Genomic DNA, 22,768 nt, shown 5'->3' with positions numbered 1-22,768 from the left:
TAACGAAGGGACGGTCGAGAACTTCCATTGGTGACGGGCAGTTTCTTCCGATACGGGTTTTCCGGCATCGGCGGATTTCCTCTTGTTTTTCTACGAATGGTCGAAGTATATTGCGATTACTCGTAGAAAAACGAGACCCGAAAACAAACCCGGAGACAAGGCATGCAGAAGTTCTGGAAGACAGCATTCGTGGGGCTGGCGGCCGTGTCCGCCCTGCTCGGCGGCACCGCCCGGGCGGCCGGCGAGGCCTGGCCCACCAAGCCCATCACCTTCGTGGTGCCGTTCACGCCCGGCGGCATCACCGACAACACCTCGCGCGTGCTCGCGAAGATCGTGGGCGACAAGCTGGGGCAGCCGGTGGTGGTCGACAACCGGCCCGGCGCGGGCGGCTCGATCGGCGTGGAGGCGGCTTCGCGCCAGGCGCCCGACGGCTACACCATGATCTACGGCACCCAGGGCACGCAGGCCGCCAACCTCGCGCTCTACAAGAACATCCGCTACGACCCGGTGAAGGACTTCGTGCCGGTGCACGCCATGTCCGAAACGCCGCTGATCCTGGTGATCAACCCGAACCGGCCGTTCAAGACCGTGCCCGAGCTGATCGCCTACGCCAAGGCCAACCCCGGCAAGCTCAACTTCGGCTCGGCCGGCCCGGGCACCGGCACCCACCTGACGGCCGAGCTGTTCCAGGTCGCCACCGGCATCAAGATGACCCACGTGCCCTACAAGGGCAGCAGCCCGGCGCTGACCGACCTGATGGCCGGCAACCTCGACCTGATGTTCGACTACCCGGTGGTGGTCATGCCCTTCGTGCAGGCCGGCAAGCTCAAGCCGCTCGCGATGACCGGCCGCGCGCGGCTGTCGGTGATGCCCGAGGTGCCCACCGTGGGCGAGCTCGGCTTCCCGCGCGCCGAGTCCACGGCCTGGAGCGCGGTCTTCGTGCCCGCGAAGACGCCGCCCGAGGTCGTGAAGAAGCTCGGCGACGCGATCGCGCTGGCCATCGTCGACCCCGAGATGCTGCAGGTCACCGAGAAGTTCGGCAGCGTGCCGCTCAAGGACCTGCGCGACGCCAGGCTCGGCGAGTTCGTCAAGACCGAGATGGTGCGCTGGCGCGAGGTGGTGCAGCAATCGGGCGCCCGCATCGACTGACCTCCGCCCTCTTCTTTCCCTCCGCGATCCCTTCCTCCATGACCCCAGACCTGACCACGCTCCAGCCCCTGCGGCCCACGCTCTACCGGCTCGCGGCCGACGGCCGCTCGCTCGACTTCCTGTTCGCCCAGTGCCCGCAGTGCCGGCAATTGAGCTTTCCGGCCAACGCACCGGGCTGCATGCATTGCGGCCACGCCATCGATGCCTCGGCGCAGGTGGCACGGCCCGGCGGCGGCACCCTGCTCGAGTACGTGACCCTGCACGTGGCGATGGTGCCGGGCCTGCCCGCACCCAGCATCGCGGGCGACATCCGCATCGCCGAGCAGGTGGTGGAGGAAGGCGTGATCGGCGTGGCCGACGAAAGCCTGCTCGCGCCCGGCATGGCGTTGCGCGCGGTGGCGGTGCCGCTGCCCTCGGGCGAGCACTACGGCTGCCACTTCGTGCCGGCGGATGCGCAAGGAGCCGCGGCATGAGCGGCGGCATGAGCAGCAGCAACTGGCTGGCCGGCAACGGCGGCGTCTACGTGGTCGGCATCGGCCTGCACCCCTACCAGTTCCCGAGCGACACGCCCTACACCCACCTGGGCCTCACGGCCGTGCGCGCCGCGCTGGCCGATGCCGGCCTGGCCTGGCAGCAGGTGCAGGCCGCCTACGTGGGCACCACCTCGATCGGCATGGCCGCGGGCCGCGTGATGCTGCGCCACCTGGGCTCGACCGGCCTCGCGGTGACGCAGGTCGAGAACGCCTCGGCCTCGGGCTCCTTCGCCTTCCGCCAGGCCTGCATGGAAGTGGCGCACGGCATCAGCGACGTGGTGCTCGCGATGGGCGTGGACAAGCACGGCGACGGCCGCCGCGCGGCCAACAAGGACGGGCTCGAACGCCTGAGCGACACCGCCACCATCCCGGCCGTGAAGTTCGCGCTGATGGCGCGCAGCTACCTGCGCGAGCACGGCGGCGGCATGGAATCGATGGCGAAGGTGGCGGTCAAGAACCACGGCAACGCCGCGCTCAACCCCTATGCGCAGTTCCGCAAGCCGCGCACGCTCGAGCAGGTGCTGGCCTCGCCCAAGGTGGCGGGCGACCTCACGGTGCAGCAGTGCTGCCCGCGCGGCGAAGGCGCCGCCGCGGTGCTGCTGGTGTCGGGCCAGGCGCTGGCGCGGCTCGGGCTCGACCCGAGGCGCTGCGTGCGCGTGCAGGCCTCGGCCGCCAGCAGCGAGCGCGACGAAACGCGCTACGGCGAGGGCCCGATCGATCTGGTGCGCGACAGCGCGCGCGCCGCGCTCGAGCAGGCCGGCATCGGCGCCACCGAGCTCGACCTGCTCGAGCTGCACGACGCCTTCTCGGTCGAGGAGCTGCTCTACAGCGAGGCCGTGGGCGTGTGCCAGCCGGGCGAAGGCGCGGCCTACCTCAAGCGCGGCGACTCGCGCATCGGCGGGCGCTGCGCCATCAATGCCTCGGGCGGGCTGATCGGCATGGGCCATCCACTCGGGCCCACGGGCATCGGCCAGGTCGCCGAGATCGTGCGCCAGATCCGCGGCGAGGCCGAGGGCCGCCAGCACCCGGCCGCGCGCTGGGGCATGGCCCACATGATCGGCCTCGGGTCGGTGGCGATCGCGCACGTGCTCGGCGGCACGGCGCGCTGCTGAAGAACAGACGACACAGGAAGAAGCTCCCCATGAACCCGAACACCCCTGCCCTCGAAACCCTGCTGTACGAAGTGCGCGGCAACGTCGCCGTGGTCACGCTGAACCGGCCCGATCGCATGAACACGCTCGGCGGCTCGATGAAGCCCGACCTCGCGCGCGCCTTCTTCGAGTACGCGCGCGCCGACGAGCGCGTGCGCGCCGTGCTCGTCACCGGCAGCGGCGAGCGCGCCTTCTGCGCCGGCGCCGACATCAAGGAACGCGCCGGCAACGCCACCATCGGCACCGACTACTTCGTGGCGCAGAAGGCCACGCACGACCTGTTCCGCAACATCGAGGAGTTCGAGAAGCCGGTGATCGCCGCCATCAACGGCGTGGCCCTTGGCGGCGGGCTCGAGATCGCGCTGTGCGCCGACATCCGCCTGGCCTCGCAGGCCGCGCGCTTCGGCCTGCCCGAAATCAAGCTCGGCGTGATCCCCGCGGCCGGCGGCACGCAGCGGCTGCCGCGGCTGATCGGCGAGGCGCGCGCCAAGGAACTGATCCTCACGGCCGACCTGGTCGACGCCGACACCGCGCTGCGCTACGGCATCGTGAGCCGCGTGCTGCCGCCCGCCGAGCTGATGCCCGCCGCGCTCGCGCTGGCCCAGCGCATCGCCGAGCATCCGCCGCTGGCGGTGCGCTTCGCCAAGCGCGCCATCAACCGCGGCATGCAGACCGACCTCGACTCGGGCCTCGAGTACGAGCGCTACGCGGCCGCCATGATCATCGACAGCGAGGACCGCAAGGAAGGCATGCGCGCCTTCGTCGAGAAGCGCAAGCCGGTGTTCACCGGCCGCTGAGCCCTTTCCCCATCTCCCCATCCCCCTACAAGACAAGGAACGCATCCCATGAAACTCGGATTGGAAGGCCAGGTCGCGCTGGTCACCGGCGGCGGCCAGGGCGTCGGCCGCCAGATCTGCATCGAGCTCGCAGCCGAGGGCGCGCGCGTCATCGTCAACGACCTGTTCGCCGAGCGCGCGCAAGCCGTGGCGGACGAGATCGCGGCCGCCGGCGGCCAGGCCCTCGCGGCGCCGGCCGACATCACGCGCGCGCGACCAGGTCGAGGCCATGGTCGCCAAAGGCACGGCGCACTTCGACGCGCCGGTCAGCGTGCTGGTCAACAACGCCGGCATCATTCCCGAGCGGCGCGAGAAGGGCGGGCGCACGCCGCCCTTCCTCGACATGCCCATCGAGGACTGGGCCAAGATCGTCAACCTCAACGTCTACGGCACCATGCACTGCTGCCGCACCGTGCTGCCGGGCATGGTGGCGCGCAAGGGCGGGCGCATCGTCAACATCATCTCGGAGGCCGGGCGCATCGGCGAGGCCAACATGGCGGTGTATTCGGGCGCCAAGGCCGCGATCGCCGGCTTCGGCAAGGCGCTGGCGCGCGAGCACGGCCGGCACGCGATCACCGTCAACTCGATCGCGCTGGGCGCGGTCTCGCACGCCGGCATCAAGGACGGCCCGCTGCGCGTGGACGCCACGGTCGAGAACGACGAGCGGCTGCCGAAGATGCTCAACGTCTACCCGATCGCCAAGGGCGTGGGCCGGCTCTCGCGGCCCGAGGACGTCTCGGGCGTGGTGGCCTTTCTGGCCTCGGACCGGGCGCTGTTCGTCACCGGCCAGACGCTGGGCGCCTCGGGCGGTTTCGCGATGCTGTGAGCGCGCGTTCCTGAAGATCGGGCCGCGCCCAGGGTTCTCCCGCAGCCCCGCGCCGGCACGGGCCGCGCGCGGCAATGCAGAATCCGGTCCCATGGCTGCGCTGCCCTCCGTCCTCGACCCCCGCTCCGTCATCATGCTGGCGGGGCTGATGGGCGTCGTGATGTCGGTGGTGGTGTTCTTCATGCGCCGCAGCTACCCGGCCACCATCCAGGGCCTGCGCGAGTGGGCCTGGGCACCGCTGGTGGCCTTCGTCAGCACCCTGCTGTTCGCCGCGCGCGACGTGCTGCCCGACTTTCTCACCATCGTGGTCGCGAACGTGGTGCTGTTCGAGGCCTGCCTCCTGTACTACGCCGGCAGCCAGCGCTTCCTGCACGGACGCAGCGACACCGCCGGCTGGCACGGCCTGACCGTGGTGATGGGCTGCGCGCTGTTCTGGTTCAGCGAATTCAGACCCGACTACGAGGTGCGGCTGGTGATCGTCACGGCGCTGGTCGCCGCCCTGTTCTTCAACCATGCGCTGCTCTACATCCGCAACCGCGGCCGGGTGCTGGGCATGCGGCTGATGATCGTGCTGCTGCTGCTGCAGTCGCTGGTGGCCCTGGCGCGGCTGGCGTCGGCGCTGCTGGGCATGGCCGGCGTCGGCCTGATGGACGCCACCGTGCTGCAGTCGATCTACATCTCGATGTACTCCTTCACCGTGCTGCTGCTGTCGATCGCCGCCATCCTGATGGCGACCGACCGCATGCATTCGGAGTTCGAGTTCCTCGCCACCCACGACCCGCTGACCGGCGTGCTCAACCGGCGCGCGCTGCTCGACGCCTGCCAGGCCCAGCTGGTCGCGGCCGGGCGCGACGGCGGCTCGAAGACGCGGCGCATGGCGCTGCTGATGATCGACGTCGACCACTTCAAGTCGATCAACGACCGCTTCGGCCACCAGACCGGCGACGCCGTGCTGCGCGAGGCCGTCGGCCGCATGCAGCGCGCCATCGGCGACAACGGACTGCTCGGGCGCTATGGCGGCGAGGAGTTCGTCGTGATGCTGCCCGAGACCTCGCCCGCCGAGGCCGCCGAACTGGCGGCGCGCGTCAAGGCCAGCGCCGGCGAGGCCTTCGCGGCCGACTCGCCGCTGGCCGCCGTGGGCGCCTTCACCGTGAGCATCGGCGTGGCGCCGCAGCAGCCGGGCGCCGACATCGACGACATGCTCGGCCAGGCCGACGAGGCGCTGTACCGCGCCAAGTCGCTGGGGCGCGACCGCGTGGTGCTGGCCGGCTGAGCGGGGCGGCCTCGGCTGCGCCCTCCTTCCGACGCCATCAGCCGCCGGCTTCCTACGCCCGGCAGCGGCCAGGCTGCGCATCGTGGTGCCATGTCCCTGCTCCCGCTTCGCCGTCTGGCGGTGTACGTCGAGGCGTCCGATGACGGACGCTTCGAATGGGTGCTGGGCGAGCTCGACGAAGACGACCGCGCGCAGACGATCGCCCGCGCGCGCCGCGGCGTCGACAGCTACCAGCGCGCGATGGCGGCCGGCCTGCTGAAGCTGCAGCAGCAGGTCGAGGACCTCGACGCGGGGCCGAGGGAACAGACCCCGGCCGACGAGGACGAGGACGACAGCGCCGAGGCCTCGCAGCGGCCCGCGCCGCGCGGCACGGCCTTCGGCTTCGGCCGGCCTTCCTGAGCCTTCACTCCAACCCAGCACGAGGACCCCACCATGGCCACCGGCACCCGAACCCTCTGGAAAGGCGCGATCACCTTCGGCCTGGTCCACATCCCCGTCGGCCTGCACACCGCGAGCACCGAGCAGGGCGTGGACTTCGACTGGCTCGACAAGCGCAGCATGGACCCGGTGGGCTACAAGCGCATCAACAAGCGCACCGGCCGCGAGATCGACCGCGACAACATCGTCAAGGGCATCGAGTACGAGGACGGCAAGTACGTGATCGTCTCGCCGGCCGAGATCGAGGCCGCCTTTCCGCGCACCACGCAGACCATCGAGATCGAGCGCTTCATCGACGCCAACGACATTCCCTTCGTCTACCTCGAGCGGCCCTACTACGTGGCGCCGATCAACAAGGGCCAGAAGGTCTACGCGCTGCTGCGCGAGGTGCTGGTGAAGACCGGCAAGGTCGGGCTCGCGAAGGTGGTGATCTCGACCAAGCAGCACCTGGCCGTGCTCGTGCCCTCGGGCAAGGCGCTGGTGCTGAACCTGATGCGCTGGGGCGACGAGGTGAAGTCGCTCGAGGGTCTGGAACTGCCGCCCGAGGGTGTGAAGAGCGCGAAGATCACGCCGGCCGAGATGAAGATGGCCGAGCAGCTGGTCAAGGACATGTCGGGCGCCTGGGACCCCGAGGACTTCCAGGACGAGTTCAAGCACGCGGTGATGAAGATCGTGCAGAAGAAGGTCAAGGCCGGCGACACAGAGACCGTGATCGAGCCCGAGGAGGAAGCACCGCGCGAGGGTGCGAAGGTCATCGACCTGACCGAGCTGCTGACGCGCAGCCTCAAGGGTGCGAAGGCGGGGGCCGCCGCGAAGAAGGGGGGGCGCGCGGCGCCCAGGGCGGGGAAGACGGCCGCGAAGAAGACGGCGACGCGCGCGAAGGCCGCGCCGGCCAGGAAGTCGGAAGAGCGCAAGGCGGCGTAGATGCTGTCGGGTCGCCAACGGTCAGCTCAGTCGACAGCAAGCGCCACCGTTTCTTTCCCAGGCACAGGACTCGAACCAAGGAGCCGAATCGACGCAAAGTAGTCCCTCATTCTTTGCAGATAGCGGGGATCATTGAGCAGAAAGCCGTCATGGCCATAGTGCCCGGCGATCTCGCAGCATTCGACCGCCTGGGAATTTGCGCGCAGGGCCTTTTCGATCTCTTGCGAGCAAGCGGGGCTGAAGCGCCAGTCGTCCTCGAATGCGATCAACAGGAATTCCGAGGTTGACTTGGCCATGGCTCTTGCCAGGCACCCTCCGCCATGGTCTCTGGCGAGGTCGAAGTAGTCGAGCGCCCGCGTGATCCGCACGTAGGAATGCGCGTCGAAATAGCGGGCAAAGCGCTCGCCTTGACGGGACAGGTACGACTCCACGGTGAATCCGTCGCCGGCTCCGAATTGTTCGTCCCGGGCGCAACGACTTCGGCCGAACTTTCGCTCCAGACTCGCTGCCGATGTGTAGGTGATATGGCCCAGCATTTCTTGCCAGCCGCAATCCTCGCCGACAGCAGGGCTCGTCGGCGTCATACAGCCCGGCTACGAAGTCGGGATCGCAAAGGATCGCTTGCCTGGCAATCTCGTTGAAAGCGATGTTCTGGGCACTCAATCGCGAAGTCGCAGCAATGGCCACCGTGTGCCTGACACGGTGCGGGAAACGCCAGGGCCCACTCCAAGGCCTGCATGCCACCCAGACTGCCCCCCACCACCGCCGCGAACGACTCGATCCCCAGATGATCGGCAAGGAGCGCCTGCGATTGCACCCAATCTGGCACGGTCATGAGCGGGAACGACTTGCCGAAAGGCCGCCCTGTGGCGGGGTCGGTCGAGCGAGGGCCGGTCGAACCGAAGCAGCTGCCGAGGTTGGATACGCCCACGACGTAGAACCTGTTGGTGTCGATGGGACATCCCGGGCCCACCATGTTCGACCACCAGCCCGCATACCCATACCCGGAGGTATCGATACCGGTCACCGAGTGCGAAGCGTTCAATGCGGGACAGACCAGCACCGCATTGTCCCTTGCGTCGCTCAACGCTCCCCAGGTCTGGTACGCCAACTGGAATCGGCCCAGCACACCTCCGCACGACAACATCAACGGGCCATCATGCGCCGAGACCCGCCCATCCAGCTCGACCTGCTTCGAGTCGATTCGATTCATCGTGGCCTCCTTGTGGTTCGCGATCAGTTGCTCTGGTTCGCGATGCCGATCGCACGATTCGAGAGTCCGGCAACGAACCATCCGTAGCTCAGCGCGCAACACAGCGCGAGCGCATAGAAGACGGCCTGGTACGCATGGGCCGTCGACCAACCAGCGGCTCGCAGCAGATCGATGCCGAAGCCGATGGCCCACTGCGCGAAGAACACTCCCAGGAAGAGCACCAGATTGAAGGCGGAGATCGCCCGTCCGGCCTGTCCGGCAGGAAACGCGGCGCCCACTGCCGGGTGCGTCAACGCAAGCACGCTGGACAGCACGCAATAGGCGGCGAATGCGACCCAGCCCGCTTGCGGACCGAGCCATGCGAATAGGCCCAGGGCCCCGATGCTCAGGGGCGTACCGCAGACCATGATCCGCTCCGTACCGAGGCCCAGCGCATGGAGCCGAGGATTGATCAATCCCCACCCCCAGAAGACGAACAGCATGGTCAAGTTGATCGCGAACAAGCCGGTTGCGGCACCGTGCGCCGACTGTCCCGATACTTCCGTGAGCCATGGACCGACCCAGAGGGTCTGAAGCGCGACAAGAATTCCGTAGTTCACGAATCCCAGCCATGCGATGCGTCGGAAGTAGGGGTGGGCAAAGATCGGTCTGTAGCTCTGCGCCAGGGTCGTTCGCGAAGCTGCTTGCTGCGAAGCCTCCGCGCCCGGCACCAGCCAGGCCGTCCCGATCATGGTCAACACGAAGCAGACGGCCAGCCCGATGAAGATCACCCGCCAGCCATGGCTCGGCAACAGCCATTGGACCGGCAGCGTGGCCATCAAGAGGCCCAGCGAGCCCGCCATCAGCATCCAGGAGTTCGCGGCCTGCTGCCTTTTGGCGTCCAGCCAGAGCCTGGCGCCGGTGAGCGGTGCGATCAGGCACGCGCTCACGCCGACACCGCCGATGAAGCGAGCGAGCAGCAGCATGCCGAAGCCGCTGGCGAGGGCGAACGCCATGCAACTGATGACCGCGCCACTCAGGCACCCCAGGAGCACCCGCCGAGGTCCGTAGCGGTCGAGCCAGTTTCCCAGCGAAAGTTGCAGCGCCGCGAATCCGAGGGAATAGGCGCCCCCCAAAAGGCCGAGCTGTCCGGCAGTCAAGCCCTCCTCGCGCGTCAACACCGGGGCGAGTGTCGCGGTGACCCCGCGCACCAGGGAGGAAAGAAAGTACCCCGCCGCAAAAACGATGAAGATCAGCAGCGCGCGGCGGGCGTTGAGCAATGGCGGCACGGCACTCAGCTCCAGAACGTGAGCGGTCGGCCATGACCGCGATAGCCGAGGAAACTCGACACCGTCAACCGATCGGAGCCGCTGCCACTGGCCACCGCATGCAGCTTGCGGGCATTGAAGATGATGAGATCGCCGACCCTGGGCTTCACCACGATGTCGGGCACGCCCAGCGGCTCGATCTCCATTCCGTATCTCGAACCCCCGGCGCCGCAGGAATTCGGCATCGGAAATCTCTTCGCGCCACATCAGCAGTTCGCCGCCCTGCTCAGGAACGTCCACATAGACATTGACAGCCATCTGCATGACCAGGTCGTTGGCCTCGGGGTCATGGGGCGCAAGGCGCGCGAACATGTCATGGTGGGCAAGCAAGGGAGCGCCTGGTCGCATGTTCCGGGACAGCCCGACGAACATCTTCCGACCCGAAAGCTCCTGGAGATTGGCGCCCTTCGGCCAGATTTCGTCGACCACGCAACGGAACACGTCAACGGGACATTGATAGGGTTCGCATGCTTCGCGCAGTATCTCGATGTTGGGAATCGCGGTGCGGAAGTAATGGTCGATGATTTCTTTCTTCTCGCCTGTTTCGAAGAAGGACATACCGATTCGACCCACCGTCGGTGCGTTCAGATAATCGGTGTAGCCGGCCCGTTGCAGGCCCGAGGCAATGAGCCGGCAAGTCTCGGGGTGAATGAAGTCGGCGATGCGGATGATCAATGCCTCGCCGCTGACGAGGCTCTCGAGCAGTGCAAGCGTGAGCTTTCTGGAGGCGGCCACCACCTCGGATTTTTTCGAAATCTCGTTCATGGGTTCCTCCTCAACTCCAACAGGTCAGTGCCTGCTGCTCGCCGCGGTAGCCGACGAAGCACGACACGGCGAGGCGGCTCTTGCCCTGGCCGGGCGACACCGCGTGCATCTTTCGCGAATTGAAGATCAGGAGGTCGCCGGGATCGGGCCGGACCACGACATCCGGCGGTCCGAGGACCTCGACGGGGAGACCGTATTCGGTGCCCCTCAAGCGATCGAACTCGGCCGGGGGTATTTCGCGGTTCCACATGAGCAGGGCGCCACCCGTCTCCGGCATCTGCAGGTAGACATTGGCGCCGAACTGCGCCTGGAGGCTGATGGCCTCGGGACGGCCCGGCGCATCCTCCGAGAAGATGTCGTGGTGCGCGAGAAAGGTCGTCCCTGCCTCGACCATCCTCGAAAGACCCACGAACATCTTTCGCTGGTCCAGGGTCTGGAGGTTCGCGCCGTAGGGCCAGATCTCGTCGAGCCAACATCGAAAGACGTCGATCGGAGAACCGTAGGGCTCGCACGCGCTCCGGAAATCGTGAAGATGCCGCCGGGCCTCCTTGAAGTACTGTTCGACGAGATGCTCGCGCCCCTCGGTTTCATAGAAGGCCATGCCGATGCGCCTCACGCTGGGGACGTTGAGATACGAAGCGTAGCCGTGGCGCTCGGCGCGCTCGGCGAGCAACGCGCACAGATGCGCGGAAACGAAGGCCTTGACCTGGATCACAGCCAACTCCTGCCTGGCCAGCGCGATGATCGCGCGAGGATCCAGCTGGTTGGCATCCAACTTCATCACCGCGTGCTGTGGCCTGCTTGCCGATTCGACTTCGAGTGCTTCCATCGATCTCTCCCTTTTCGTTTCCGCCGGTCTCTGTGGAGGCGAGTCTCACGATGCTTCGAGTACGTGTGAAGGTCCGTACGCTTCGCTAAACTGAGGATGAAATTTCCTCAATGGAGCCACCATGCGGCGTCTGGAACTGCTATCGCTCTTTTCAGAAGTCGTCCGCAAGCAATCCTTCGCAGGAGCGGCGAGGGAGTTCGGCGTCACGCCATCGACGGTCGCGAAGGCCGTTGCCCGATTGGAAGAATCCCTGGGTGTGCGGCTGTTTCACCGCACGACCCGCTGCGTCACGCCCACGTCCGACGGCGAACGCCTGTTCGGTCGCTGCCGAAAGGTGATCGACGAGATGGAAGCGCTGGAGCATGAAATGCTCGGTGGAAGCGACCGGCCCGTGGGGGTCCTGCGCCTGGATCTGCCCATCGTCTACGGCCGTCAGGTCGTCTTTCCCCTGCTCGCTCGACTGACACGAAAGCATCCCGAACTCAGGTTCGATGTCAGTCTCTCGGACGCGTTCGTCGACCTGGTCAGAGAAGGCGTGGACCTGGCGGTGCGGATCGGCACCATGTCGGATTCGGGCCTGGTGGCACGGCGCTTTTCGCAACAGCAATGGATTCTTTGCGGTTCGCCCGGCTACCTGAAGGAGCACGGCACGCCGCAGAACCTGAAGTCACTCGGTGACCACCGAGCGATCGTCTTTCGCATGCCGACGTGCGGAAAGGATCAGGCCTGGCGCTTCAAGGGGAATGCCCATCAACGGTTCCCCGCGCCGGTCACCCTGGCACGCCTGACCGACGGCGAGTCGATGGCACACGCCGCCGAACTGGGCATGGGCCTGGCGCAACTTCCCGACTACATGGTGGCCGACGCGCTGGCGCAGGGCAGGCTGGTCGAGGTTCTCAAGTCCTTTCGCCCGGCCGCCACCCCGATTCATGCCATTCTTCCTTCGAATCGCATGGTGCCGATCCGGGTTCGATTGCTCCTCGACGAGCTGTACCAACTCGATGCAACCGCTGCGAGCCCCTCGGCCGGCCTCGCCGCGAATTGACGCCGCCGCAGCGCGCGAAGGCGACGAGGGGACAATCGAGCCTTCGTCCGAAAAGCCCGCCCCCATGCCGCCCACCCAGTACCTGTTCCTGTCCCTCGCGGACCGCTCCTCGACCTCGCTCGCCTCCGAGCGGCAGGACGGTCCCGCGCGCTGCCTCAATGCCGCGGGCCGGTGGGCGGTGCTCGGCACGGCGGAGTCGCCGCTGCTCGCATGGCCGCCGGCGCAGGCCGACGAAGCGCGCGCCGCCGCCGAGCGCGCGGCCCGGGCCCAGGGCCGGCGGGTCGAGGTGCTGTCGCGCGGCGATGCCGCCTGGGAGGAAGGGCGCGAGATCCGCCTGTTCAGCGAAGCCGCGGCATCGGCGCTGCTCGGTGCGGCCGCCCCGAGCGCAGCCAGGGCCCGCCGCCTGCGCGTGGAGACCGACAAGCTCGAGGCCTTCTGCCTGGTGGTGCGCCAGGCCTCGGCCGCGACCGACCATGAGGCGTTCATGCGCGTCAGCCGCGCCGCGGGCAAGGCGCTGCAGGTGCGCTTCGGCGGCGGATCGGTCTCGTCGGCCTCGACCTGGCTGGCCGGCCCCAAGGGCCAGGAGGCGCTGCAACACGTGCTGGCCGGCGAAGCCGAACTGGCCGGGCGGCTCACGCTGCGCGAGATCGCCGAGACCGTCGCGCTGGCGCAGCAGACCGAACGCCTGCGCCTGGAAGCCGAGCATCCGGGCACGCTGCACTGAGCCTCGCGCCGCTCAGCGCGCCGGCTCCGACGCCGAAGACAGCCGCCGTATCTGCGCCTTCGCGATCGCCCGCCGCGCGAGCGAGCGCGAATTGCCGATGAACCATTCGTAGGTCGCGATCGCCGCCTGGGTCTCGCCGCGTTCCTCGAGCTCGATGGCTTCCGCCATGCAGCGCGCGAACAGCAGGATGGCATCGCGCTCGCGCGGCGGCGCGGCCAGCGTCCGGAGCCGGAGCTCGGGCTGCAGGAGCTGGATCTGCCGCTGCACCTCCATCGCCTCGATCAGCGCGCGGCCTATTCTTTCGATGTTGTCGGACAGGGGTTGGAGCCGGGTCTTGTGGACGTCGTCCGCCGCCTGGTCCAGCAGGTGCGAAGCCACTCGCAGCAATTGATGAAGGCGCTTGAGCGTCATCGGACGACGATAGTTTTTCCGCCCCCGCCGCACATCCCCTCATGCGAGGGGCCAACGCACCGCCAGCCCCCTCGATGGTGTAAAAACGCGGCCGCGCGGCCAGCACCGGCCCTGCGCAGGGAGAGGCACAAGATGAAGATTCTTGTCGTGGACGACCACGCGCTGTTCCGTGCGGGACTGCGCCTGCTGCTCGCCGGCATGGAGAGCCGCGCGGCCGTCTACGAGGCCGCCACCCTCGGCGAGGCGACCGCGCTCGCCGCCGAACATCCCGACCTCTCCGTCTGCCTGCTCGACCTCACGCTCGCGCGCGAACGCGGCCTCGATGCGCTCACGGCCTTCAAGGCGGCCGCGCCCGATGTCGCCGTGGTGATCGTCTCGGCCACCAGCGACCTCGCGACCGTGCATGCCTGCATCGATGCCGGCGCCATGAGCTTCGTGCCCAAGAGCATGCCGCCCGCGACCCTGACGCAGGCGCTGCAACGGGTGCTGGCGGGCCAGATCCATCTGCCCGAGGAAGTGCTGAGCACCGTCGCGGTGGCCCCCCGGCGCCCGGCGCTGAGCCCGCGCGAGCTCGACGTGCTGCGCGGCCTGGCCCGGGCCCTGCCGACCAAGTCGATCGCGCGCGAGCTGCGGCTGTCCGAGTACACGGTCAAGGAATACATACGAGGGCTGTTCGAGGCGCTCGACGTCCACAACCGGACCGAGGCCGTGATCACCGCGGGACGGCTCGGCCTGCTGGACCTGCCGCGTCCGTCCTGAGCCGCCGCGGGGTCCCGTGCCAGCGACACCCGACCCTGCCGCCGAGGCCTCGTTCGAGCACGAGTTGCGGCGGGAGTTCGTCGAACTGCATGCGCGTGTTCTTCTGCGCATGCCGCTCGTGCAAGCGCTGATGGTCGTCGGATCTGCGTTCGTGCTTCTGCCTCAGGTTCCGGTGATCGAGTTCGCGCTCTGGGCAGGAGCGGTCATGTGCATGGAGGCGGCAAGGGCGGCCCACTCATGGCACCTGCTGCGGCGTCTCTCGCGTATCGATCCCCGCAAGGCTTTGCGCCAGCAGTTCTTCTTGGCGTTCCTGGCGGGTGCCGAGGCAGGCGTGATGCTGCCTCTTTTCAAGCTTGACCTGAGCGCGTTGAATCAGACATTCCTGATGTTCATCCTGGTCGCGATGCCCGCCATCGGGGCCGCGGTCTCGATTTCCTCACGCCTGGTCGCGGGCGCCTATGTGAGCGCAATCCTCGTTCCCACGTCCATCTCGTGGGTACTGATGCATCCGGAGCACCTGCTTGCGACCACGTTCATGACCATTGCCTACATCCTGGTGCTTCTGTTCGCATCCCACGAGAACGAGAAACTGCTCACGCGCTCGGTGGCGATCCGGCGCGAACGCGACGAGATGGTGCGCCACCTCGAGCGCAGCAACGAGGAGGTCAAGGCCGCGGTCACGCGCGCGGAGGCCGCGGCGCTGGCGCGCACGCGCGTTCTCGCGGCGGCGAGCCACGATCTGCGCCAGCCGCTGCACGCGCTGTCGGTCTACAGCGCGATCCTGGCCGCGAGCCCCACGCCGGCCACGCTGGACGAGGTGGCCACGCACATCGACCAGCTGGTGCGTTCGCTCGGCGCGCTGCTGCACGGGCTGCTCGACCTGTCGCAGCTCTCCTCGGGCCACTACGTGCCGGTGCGGCAGCGTTTCGCGCTCGACGCGCTGATCGCGAGCGTCTGCGCCGAGTTCGAGGCGGCCGCCGCGGCCAAGGGCCTGTACTTCACGCGCGAGCTGCGGCCCGTCACGCTCGAGAGCGATCCCACCGCGGTGCTGTGCATCGCGCGCAACCTGATCGACAACGCCATCAAGTACACCGAGCGCGGCGGCCTGCGCGTGCGGCTGCGGCACGACGGCCTGTGCGCCATCCTGGTGGTGGAGGACAGCGGCCGGGGCATCGCCCCCGCGGAGCACGACCGCGTCTTCGAGGAGTTCTACCAGCTCGGCAACGCGGGGCGCGATCGCAGCCAGGGCGTGGGCCTGGGGCTGGCGATCGTCGAGCGGCTGGTGACGCTGATCGGCGCGCGGATCTCGTTGCGCTCGCGGCTCGGTGCCGGCAGCCGCTTCGAGGTGCGCATGCCCGGCGTGCGCGAGACAGCGCCGCCCGTGGCCGTGGCCACGCCACCGCCGCCGCCGGCCGCCGCGCTCGAGGCCGCGACCGGCGCCCGACCGACGATCTACCTGGTCGACGACGAACCCGACATCGTGCGCGGCATGACGACCCTGCTGCGGGCCTGGCAGCTCGAGGTGCGCACCGCCCTCGATGCCGCCGGCACGGCGGCGCTGTTCGACGCCGGCGGCTGCCCCGACCTGCTGATCGCGGACCTGCGGCTGCGCGGCAACGAGCACGGGCCGGCGCTGGTCGCACGGCTGCGCGCGCTGCATGGCGAGTTCCCGGTGGTCTTCATCACGGGCGAGACCTCGTCCGAGGCCTTGCGCGAGGCGCGCGCCACGCGCTGGCCGCTGCTGCACAAGCCCGTCGATGCGCAGACCCTGCGCGCGACGATCGCGTCGCTGCTGGCGCCGGCGGCACGGCTTTGAACTTTATTTATCTTATGAAGAAATTAGACTGAATATTTTTCACGTGGATGTAAAGAACAAACACCATCCTTTGGTTTTCATTTCGACGGAATCCTTCCGGCCGCGCAGCCCTGCATGGCGGAAGCCGTCTTCTTTTCCAGAGGTTCATGGTGTTCACGACGCCCCCCGTCTTTTTCCAAGCGCTTCCTCGCGGTGGCCTGCGCCGTCTTTCTCGCCTCGTGCGGGGGCGGCTCGGGCAGCAGCGGATTCGCTTTCCTTCCCCCACCCGCCGGCCAGGGTTCGGGCGGCGCCGATGGCACCGGCACGCCCGGCACGCCCGACACCTCGAACGCGCGCCAAGCAGCGGCCGTGAGCGTGCAGGGCAACGGCAGCGGCGACGTGGAGTCGCTCGACACCGCGCTCGCCTGCGACACCCAGTGCAGCGCCGACTACGCCCAGGGCGCGAGCGTCAAGCTCATCGCCACCGCCGCGCGCGGCTCGGTCTTCGACGGCTGGCAGGGCGCCTGCGAAGGCACCGAGGCCTGCGAACTGACGATGGACCAGGCGCGCAACGTGGTGGCGAAGTTCTCGCTGGCCGCGAACGCCGCGCCCACCGGCACCTGGTTCAAGGGCGACACCCACGTGCACGACGACCACTCCGACGACGGCAGCGCGCCGCGCCAGCTCAACAAGGACAAGGCCAAGGGCAACCTCTCGCTGGCCGACCAGATCGGCCAGGCCGGCCGCACCGGCCTGGACTTCGTGCCCTTCACCGACCACCGCACCTACGACCAGCACTACGACCCGCTGTGGGAGTCGTCGTCGCTGCTGCTGATCCGCGGCGAGGAAGCGAACGGCAAGCCGCATGCCATCGCGCTCGGCGGCGTGGACTCGGTCGAGCAGGGTGCGATGCATCCGGACCGCGCGCAGTTCGCGCTGGTCCAGCAGTCGATCTGGGACGCGCATTCCCAGGGCGCCATCTGGTCGGTCGCGCATGCCGACGACGGCGAGACGAATGCCGACGGCACGCCCAACGTGAATGCCAACGTGCAGGGCGTCAACCTGGTCGAGGTCTGGAACCGTTCGAAGAGCCCCGACAAGCAGATGGACTACGCCGAGAACCGCTGGAACGCGGGCTTCCGCTTCGGCGTGGCCGGCGCCAGCGACAACCACTTCCGCGAGTACTGGGGCGCGCCCTATCTCAACAGCCCCGGCATGCCGGTGACCAAGGTGCTGGCCAAGGGCTACAACGAGCGCGGCATCCTCGAGGCGCTGCGCGCGGGCTACACCAGCCTGTCGATCAACCCGACCGGCCCCGGCGTCTCGATGACCACGGACCTCAAGGGCGGCGGCTACACCGCCATGAGCGGCGACGAGGTCTTCGTGCCCGCGGGCACCACCGGCCACCTGCGCATCGGCGTGCAGCGTGCCGCCGGCATGAACGTGCTGCTGTTCCGCATGCCCGGCAAGAGCGCCGGCCCGATGAAGACCTTCAAGCCGACCCGCGACGACGAGACCTACACGGTCGACATCACCGCCGGCTCGCAGCCCGACTGGTACCGCGTCGAGGTGCGCGGCATCAACGTGCCGATTCCGCCGGCCGCGCCCGCGATGGAACTCAAGGCCGCCGTGTCGCCGATCTTCGTCTCGCCGGCCCCGGTCGAGGCCAAGCCCGAGATCGCCGTGCCCAAGGAAAACAGCGTGGCCGACGGCGCCCTGCGCGTCGCCGGTGCGCGCGGCGACTTCGCCGGCTTCCCCGACATCGTGACCGCCGACGGCGTGACGCACGTCGTCTTCGAGATGCACGGCGACGCCACCAGCACCGTGGTCTACCGCCGCCGCGATGCCAAGGGCGCCTGGAGCGATGCCGGCCGCACGCTGAGCGGCAAGGGCCAGGCGCGTTTCCCGCGCGTGGCCGTGCGCGGCAACGACGTCTGGGTGGCCTGGGAGGAAGACGCGGTGCAGGTGCCGCACCGCCCGGTCATCAACCTGCGCCATTCGGCCGACGGCGGCGCCACCTGGGCCTCGACCGACACCGTGCGCTCGCTCGAGGGCCGCGCCGAGCATCCGGACGTCGCCGTGGCCGCGAGCGGCAAGCCGGTGCTGGCCTGGCAGGAGATCCGCGCCGACCAGCCCTTCGACATCATGGTGCAGGAGGTCGGCACCGACGCGCAGCCGCGCAACCTCTCTCGCGCCGGCAAGTCGGTCGACGCCGGCGTGCTCGACGACACGCGCTCGCCGCACTACCCGGCCTCGGTGCTGCCGAACCTGACGGTCGCGGCCGACGGCCGGGTCGCCGTGGCCTGGCAGGACAACCGCAACGACCAGGATCCGCTGTGGACCGGCGCCGCCGCCTATGGCGACGGCTCGAATCCCGACGACTGGCAGATCCAGGTCGCGGTGCGCGACGCCGCCGGCGCGTGGAAGACGCCCGTGAGCCTCGGCGCCACCGACCGTGCCGATCGCCATCCCGACGTGGTCTTCGGCGGCAACGGCGACCTCGTCGTGGCCTGGGAAAGCAAGGAGCAGGAACCGGCCGGCAAGAACATCGCGGTGCTCGCGGCCGTGTCGGCCGACGGCGGCGCCACCTTCTCGGCCCCCACGGTGCTGGCCGCGGAGCCGACCACCATGAGCCAGCGCCCGCGCCTGGGCGTGGACAAGGACGGCTCGGTGCGCGCGGTCTGGTTCGACTCGCGCTCGGCCGACTGGCGCTGGCGCGTGATGACCGCGGTCTACAAGAAGCCCGCGGGCTGGGACACCGGCACGCTGCTGAAGGGCACCGGCATCAACACCTGGCCCGTGACCTCGGGCGGCGTGATCGCCTTCGCGAGCACGCGCAACGCCACGCGTCTGCAGCGGGACCAGACGCAGCAGGTGTTCCTGCTGGCCACGAAGTAACGGCCCCCGCTTCCAGGTCCGATGCCCCGCTCGCGCGGGGCATTTTTCATGGGCCGGACGCACGGGCCGAGGGCCCTCCTGCCCATGAAACGAGAGCTGCCGCGCAGACCTGGCGAGATCTTCAGTCCGAGAACCAGCGCGCCGGCGTGGTGACCAGCGCCGGAAACAGGACCAGCAGGAACATCACGGCCAACTGTGCCGCCATGAAAGGCAGCACGCCCCGCGTGACGTCGTCCATTCGCATGCGCCCGACGCCCGCCACCACGTTCAGCACGGTCCCCACGGGAGGGGTGATCAGGCCGATGGCGTTGTTGATGATGAACAGCACCCCGAAGTAGACCGGGTCGATGCCCGCCGCCTTGACCACAGGCATCAGCACGGGCGTCAGGATCAGGATGGTCGGCGTCATGTCCATCGCCGTGCCGACGATCATCACGAGCACCATGATCGCCATCAGCAGCAGGGTCGGGTTGCCCATGAAGGGCTCGAGCAGCGCGATCACCTTGCCCGGCAGTTCGGCCACCGTGATGAGCCACGCGGAAACCATCGCCGCCGCAATGAGCAGCATGATCACCGAAGTGGTCTTGGCGGCCATGACGAAGATCGCGTGAAGCTGGCGCAGCTTCAGCTCGCGGTAGACGACGGTGGAGACGAACAACGCATAGACCGCCGCGACCACCGCGGCCTCCGTCGCGGTGAATACGCCCAGGCGCAGCCCGACGAGGATGATGGCTGGCAGCATCAGCGCCCATGTCGATTCGCGCAATGCTTTCAGCACCTGCGCGCGCGATGTCCTGGGCCCTGTCGCGATCTTTTCATGCCGCCCCAGCCACCACCAGGTGCACCACAGCGCCGCGCCGAGCATGAGTCCGGGCGCAATGCCCGCGAGGAACAGCTTGCTGATGGAGACATTGGCCGCCACACCGAAGATCACGAAGCCGATCGACGGCGGGATCACGGGGCCGATCACACCCGACGCCGCGATCAGGCCGCCTGAACGCGCCTTGTCGTGGCCGGCCTGCACCATCATCGGCAGCAGCAGCGCGGTCAATGCGGCGGCATCGGCCACTGCCGAACCCGACAGGGCGGAAAGCAGCACGGCCGCCATGATCGTCACATAGCCCAGGCCGCCCTTCACAGGGCCGACCAGGGTCAGCGCGAGGTTGACGATGCGGCGCGACAGGCCACCGACGTTCATGATTTCGCCGGCCAGCATGAAGAACGGGATCGCGAGCAACGGAAAACTGTCGGCGCCGTTGATCACGTTTTGCGCCAGGATCTGCGCATCGAAGAGGTCTTGGTGCCACATCAATGCGACGCCGGTCGCAAGCAATGCAAAGGCAATGGGAATGCCCAGCGCCATCGCACCCAACAGCGCACCGAGAAAGATGGCGATGGTCATGGCAATTGCCGCGGTGCGTCGACCCGCAGGGCGTCCTCACGCGCCAGTTCGGCCCGCAACGCCTCCAGTTCGCCCTGCTCCTCGGACTCCCTGACCATCACGAGGTCCGCTTCGCCGAGCCGGCCCGCCAGGGCCAGACACAGGTCGCGCAGGACCAGCACCGCTGCGGAGACGGCAAAGACCAGGCCGGAGGCATAGAAGATGGCACCCGATGCCCCGGTCACCGGCGCCGCGACGTCCCAATTGATCCTGATCTGCTCCAGGCTCCCCTTGAAAAGCAACCAGGCGACGAACAGCATCAGCAGGTGGCCCGCGAACAGGCAGACCTTCTTGCCGGCCAGGGGAAGGCGCGAAACCAGCATGTCGGTGCCCAGGTGCGCATGCTCCTTCAGTGCCACGACTGCGCCCAGGAAAGTGAGCCAGACGAACAGCCAGCGCGACACTTCTTCGGACACGGTGATGCCCGAATTGAACCCATAGCGCAAGACCACATTGCCGAACACAAGCACCACCATGACTGCGAGAAACAAGGCGATCAGGCTGCTCAGCAGCCGGCAATAGCCGTCGACGCAGCGCGCCGCGAAGCCGGCTGCCCGGTCCGCACACGTGCCCGAGCGGCTACCTCGCGACACCGCGCACCTTGCCAAGCTCGGAGAAAAGTTCCTGCGTCAGCGCCGGATCGATCTGCCTGACGTACTTGTCGGTGACCGGCTTGAGCTTGTCGCGCAGGCGTTCTCGCTCCTGCGCCGAAAACTCGGTCAGCACCATCCCCTTGCTCTTCAGGAATTCGGCGGCCCTGGCGTTCACGTCGCGGTTGGCGGCGCGCTGGAAGGGCTGCGTTTCCCTGGCGGCGTCGCGCAGAATCATGCGTTCGTCCTCGGACAGCCGGTCCCACACCTTCTTGCTGAACAGCAGCACGACGGGGTTGAACGCGTGGCGCGTGTCGGAACCGTACTTCTGGACTTCGTAGTACTTCGAGGCTTCCACCAGCGAGTACGGATTTTCCTGGCCATCGACGGCCCGTTGCTCCAGCGCGGTATAGACCTCGGGCAGCGGCAGCGGCGACGGATTGGCGCCCAGCGCACCGAAGGCATCGATCATCACGGGGATCTGCATCACGCGCAGCCTGAGGCCTTGCAGGTCTTCCATGCGGGCCACCGGCCGCCGCGAGTTGGTGACGTTGCGAAAGCCGTGCTCGAAGTAGGTCAGGCCGATCAGGCCCTTCTCGGGCAGCTTGTCCAGCAGCTTGCGGCCGACCGGACCGTCGAGCACCACGTCGGCCTCCTTCTCGTTGTTGAAGAGAAAGGGCAGGTCGAACAGCGAAAACTCCTTGGCCATGCCCGACAGCAGGCCCGGTATCGCCATGGTCAGATCCACGGTGCCACCTTGCAGCGAGGAAATGACAGCGGCATCGCCCCCCAGCACGCCGGAGGCAAAGAGCTTGACCTTCATCTTGCCGCCGCTCTTCTTCTCCACGATCTCCGCGAAGCGCTGCGCCCCCATGCCTTGCGGATGCTCTTTCTGATTGACGAAGGCGAACTTGAAGTTGCGCTCCTGAATGTTCCGGGCATCGGCGACGCCGGCCATCCCCAGGGACGACAGGGCAACACAGAGCGCGGCCAGGCGATGCTGCAGTTTTCTTGGCATGGGTGTGGTCTCGGTGAGGGCTGGGAGGGTTGTTCGCACAGGCTCGTCAGATCGCGACGCGCTCATGGGCGACGCTCCGGCAGTCCATCTCGTATTCGAGGTCGACCACGGGCGGGCGGTTGTAGTGCCAGGTCAGCCCGTGACGCGCGGCACCACGCTTGACGATTTCGTCGGCGATGAAGGGATGAATGTCGTGCACGGTGTAGAGCTGCGAGCCCGTGGTGTTCGCCCAGGTGAAGCCCAGCGATGCCAGACGCCGCTCCATCTCGTCGAGCACCCACCGGGCTTTTTCAAGGATGGCGGGCGGCGAGGTGTCGCCCAGGCACACGGCATGGTTGCGATAGGGCCCCTTGCCTTCAGGTGCTTCGGCGCTGCCCGCCACGATGAAGGAAGCCGCCGCCGTGGCGTCGGGCACGGTATAGCTGAAGGCATGGAACGAGGGCTCCGACGGAGGGAACAGCACGGGGCAGACGTTGCTTCGCGCAACCGGATTGAGCTGCCCGATGAAAAGCCCCCACTCCCTCAAGGTTCCCACGTAGAGCTTGTTGAACTCGACGAAGCCGTGTTCGGTGAACGGGGCCGGGGAACGCAGTTCGCAGGCGCAGAAGGCAGCCAGCGGGCGCGAAGCATGTTCGAGAAATTCCCTGATGCGCCGGAAGCCCTGCTTCAGCGGCAGCGGCTCCGGAAATCGCACCCGTTCGATGCGAAACCCTGGCTCGGCAGCCACGCCAGCCGAGTATTGGTCCACCCCCGGAATGAACCGATAGCCACCGGGCAGGGAGATTGGAATTGCCGACACGTCGTTTCCTTTTGAGAGGCTGAGAGAGCGAGAAAAGAAGGACG

At 67.9% G+C, this 22,768-nt stretch carries 20 protein-coding genes and 2 pseudogenes; 14 read left to right on the top strand and 8 right to left on the bottom strand.

Annotated elements, in window-relative coordinates; translation table 11 throughout:
- The first annotated feature begins 162 nt into the window (after positions 1–162).
- From ACHMXE_RS18995 to ACHMXE_RS18955, 9 genes and pseudogenes are all read left to right on the top strand, one after another.
- Positions 163–1,149, top strand: a complete 987-nt coding sequence (locus ACHMXE_RS18995; protein WP_203202368.1) for a tripartite tricarboxylate transporter substrate binding protein — start codon at positions 163–165, stop codon at positions 1,147–1,149.
- A 38-nt stretch (positions 1,150–1,187) separates the two neighbouring features.
- Positions 1,188–1,622, top strand: a complete 435-nt coding sequence (locus tag ACHMXE_RS18990) for a Zn-ribbon domain-containing OB-fold protein (protein ID WP_395350672.1) — start codon at positions 1,188–1,190, stop codon at positions 1,620–1,622.
- Positions 1,619–2,794, top strand: coding sequence for a thiolase family protein (locus ACHMXE_RS18985; protein WP_395350671.1), 1,176 nt, complete (start codon positions 1,619–1,621; stop codon positions 2,792–2,794). Before ACHMXE_RS18990 ends, ACHMXE_RS18985 begins: the two co-directional genes overlap by 4 nt.
- A gap of 29 nt (positions 2,795–2,823) precedes the next feature.
- Positions 2,824–3,630, top strand: a complete 807-nt coding sequence (locus ACHMXE_RS18980; RefSeq protein ID WP_395350670.1) for an enoyl-CoA hydratase/isomerase family protein — start codon at positions 2,824–2,826, stop codon at positions 3,628–3,630.
- 48 nt (positions 3,631–3,678) lie between these two features.
- A pseudogene (locus ACHMXE_RS18975) lies at positions 3,679–3,819 on the top strand (SDR family NAD(P)-dependent oxidoreductase); the annotation flags it as partial.
- Positions 3,820–3,898: 79 nt separating this feature from the next.
- The gene (locus ACHMXE_RS18970) at positions 3,899–4,495 is read left to right on the top strand and encodes an SDR family NAD(P)-dependent oxidoreductase (protein WP_395350669.1); all 597 of its coding nucleotides are present in this window, start codon (positions 3,899–3,901) and stop codon (positions 4,493–4,495) included.
- 91 nt (positions 4,496–4,586) lie between these two features.
- Positions 4,587–5,768: a GGDEF domain-containing protein gene (locus tag ACHMXE_RS18965; RefSeq protein ID WP_209544066.1), complete on the top strand. Its 1,182-nt coding sequence runs from the start codon at positions 4,587–4,589 to the stop codon at positions 5,766–5,768.
- 90 nt (positions 5,769–5,858) lie between these two features.
- Positions 5,859–6,167, top strand: a complete 309-nt coding sequence (locus ACHMXE_RS18960; protein WP_395350668.1) for a hypothetical protein — start codon at positions 5,859–5,861, stop codon at positions 6,165–6,167.
- A 33-nt stretch (positions 6,168–6,200) separates the two neighbouring features.
- Positions 6,201–7,130 carry a Ku protein gene (locus ACHMXE_RS18955; protein WP_395350666.1) on the top strand — a complete coding sequence of 310 codons (930 nt, stop codon included), beginning with the start codon at positions 6,201–6,203 and terminating at the stop codon, positions 7,128–7,130.
- Positions 7,131–7,156: 26 nt separating this feature from the next.
- Here ACHMXE_RS18955 and ACHMXE_RS18950 read toward each other — a convergent pair.
- From ACHMXE_RS18950 to ACHMXE_RS18940, 3 genes and pseudogenes are all read right to left on the bottom strand, one after another.
- Positions 7,157–8,343: pseudogene (locus tag ACHMXE_RS18950) on the bottom strand (homoserine O-acetyltransferase).
- 23 nt (positions 8,344–8,366) lie between these two features.
- Positions 8,367–10,415 (bottom strand): MFS transporter, encoded by a 2,049-nt coding sequence (locus tag ACHMXE_RS18945; protein ID WP_395350665.1) that lies wholly within the window; start codon positions 10,413–10,415, stop codon positions 8,367–8,369.
- A gap of 10 nt (positions 10,416–10,425) precedes the next feature.
- Positions 10,426–11,244: a 2OG-Fe(II) oxygenase gene (locus ACHMXE_RS18940; RefSeq protein ID WP_395350663.1), complete on the bottom strand. Its 819-nt coding sequence runs from the start codon at positions 11,242–11,244 to the stop codon at positions 10,426–10,428.
- Positions 11,245–11,365: 121 nt separating this feature from the next.
- Here ACHMXE_RS18940 and ACHMXE_RS18935 point away from each other — a divergent pair, with 121 nt between their 5' ends.
- Both ACHMXE_RS18935 and ACHMXE_RS18930 read left to right on the top strand, forming a co-directional pair.
- Positions 11,366–12,289 (top strand): LysR family transcriptional regulator, encoded by a 924-nt coding sequence (locus ACHMXE_RS18935; protein WP_395350661.1) that lies wholly within the window; start codon positions 11,366–11,368, stop codon positions 12,287–12,289.
- Between the two features lie 64 nt (positions 12,290–12,353).
- Complete coding sequence (locus ACHMXE_RS18930) at positions 12,354–13,013, top strand: hypothetical protein (protein ID WP_395350659.1); 660 nt, start codon at positions 12,354–12,356, stop codon at positions 13,011–13,013.
- A 12-nt stretch (positions 13,014–13,025) separates the two neighbouring features.
- Here ACHMXE_RS18930 and ACHMXE_RS18925 read toward each other — a convergent pair whose 3' ends face one another.
- Positions 13,026–13,424 (bottom strand): hypothetical protein, encoded by a 399-nt coding sequence (locus ACHMXE_RS18925; protein WP_203202377.1) that lies wholly within the window; start codon positions 13,422–13,424, stop codon positions 13,026–13,028.
- A 132-nt stretch (positions 13,425–13,556) separates the two neighbouring features.
- Between ACHMXE_RS18925 and ACHMXE_RS18920 the strand changes: the two genes are divergently transcribed.
- From ACHMXE_RS18920 to ACHMXE_RS18910, 3 genes are all read left to right on the top strand, one after another.
- Entirely contained in the window at positions 13,557–14,183 is a 627-nt protein-coding gene (locus ACHMXE_RS18920) for a response regulator (protein ID WP_395350657.1), read from the top strand.
- Between the two features lie 367 nt (positions 14,184–14,550).
- Entirely contained in the window at positions 14,551–15,999 is a 1,449-nt protein-coding gene (locus ACHMXE_RS18915) for an ATP-binding protein (RefSeq protein WP_395350655.1), read from the top strand.
- A 192-nt stretch (positions 16,000–16,191) separates the two neighbouring features.
- A complete protein-coding gene (locus tag ACHMXE_RS18910; RefSeq protein WP_395350654.1) occupies positions 16,192–18,876 on the top strand; it encodes a CehA/McbA family metallohydrolase in 2,685 nt (894 codons plus the stop codon).
- Between the two features lie 121 nt (positions 18,877–18,997).
- Here ACHMXE_RS18910 and ACHMXE_RS18905 read toward each other — a convergent pair whose 3' ends face one another.
- The 4 genes from ACHMXE_RS18905 to ACHMXE_RS18890 are packed head-to-tail and all read right to left on the bottom strand — an operon-like array spanning position 18,998 to position 22,724.
- Positions 18,998–20,278, bottom strand: coding sequence for a TRAP transporter large permease subunit (locus ACHMXE_RS18905; RefSeq protein WP_395350652.1), 1,281 nt, complete (start codon positions 20,276–20,278; stop codon positions 18,998–19,000).
- Positions 20,275–20,910 (bottom strand): TRAP transporter small permease, encoded by a 636-nt coding sequence (locus tag ACHMXE_RS18900; RefSeq protein WP_395350651.1) that lies wholly within the window; start codon positions 20,908–20,910, stop codon positions 20,275–20,277. Before ACHMXE_RS18900 ends, ACHMXE_RS18905 begins: the two co-directional genes overlap by 4 nt.
- The gene (locus ACHMXE_RS18895) at positions 20,897–21,925 is read right to left on the bottom strand and encodes a TRAP transporter substrate-binding protein (RefSeq protein WP_395350650.1); all 1,029 of its coding nucleotides are present in this window, start codon (positions 21,923–21,925) and stop codon (positions 20,897–20,899) included. The genes ACHMXE_RS18900 and ACHMXE_RS18895 overlap by 14 nt, the downstream gene beginning before the upstream one ends.
- A gap of 46 nt (positions 21,926–21,971) precedes the next feature.
- The gene (locus ACHMXE_RS18890; protein WP_395350649.1) at positions 21,972–22,724 is read right to left on the bottom strand and encodes a hypothetical protein; all 753 of its coding nucleotides are present in this window, start codon (positions 22,722–22,724) and stop codon (positions 21,972–21,974) included.
- Between the last annotated feature and the right edge of the window lie 44 nt (positions 22,725–22,768).

Origin of the sequence: Variovorax sp. UC122_21 (assembly GCF_044056785.1) — a bacterium.
In the GTDB taxonomy this organism is placed as follows: Bacteria; Pseudomonadota; Gammaproteobacteria; order Burkholderiales; family Burkholderiaceae_C; genus Variovorax.
Note: the sequence above shows the minus strand (reverse complement) of the source record. Positions and strands in the feature narration are given on the sequence as shown.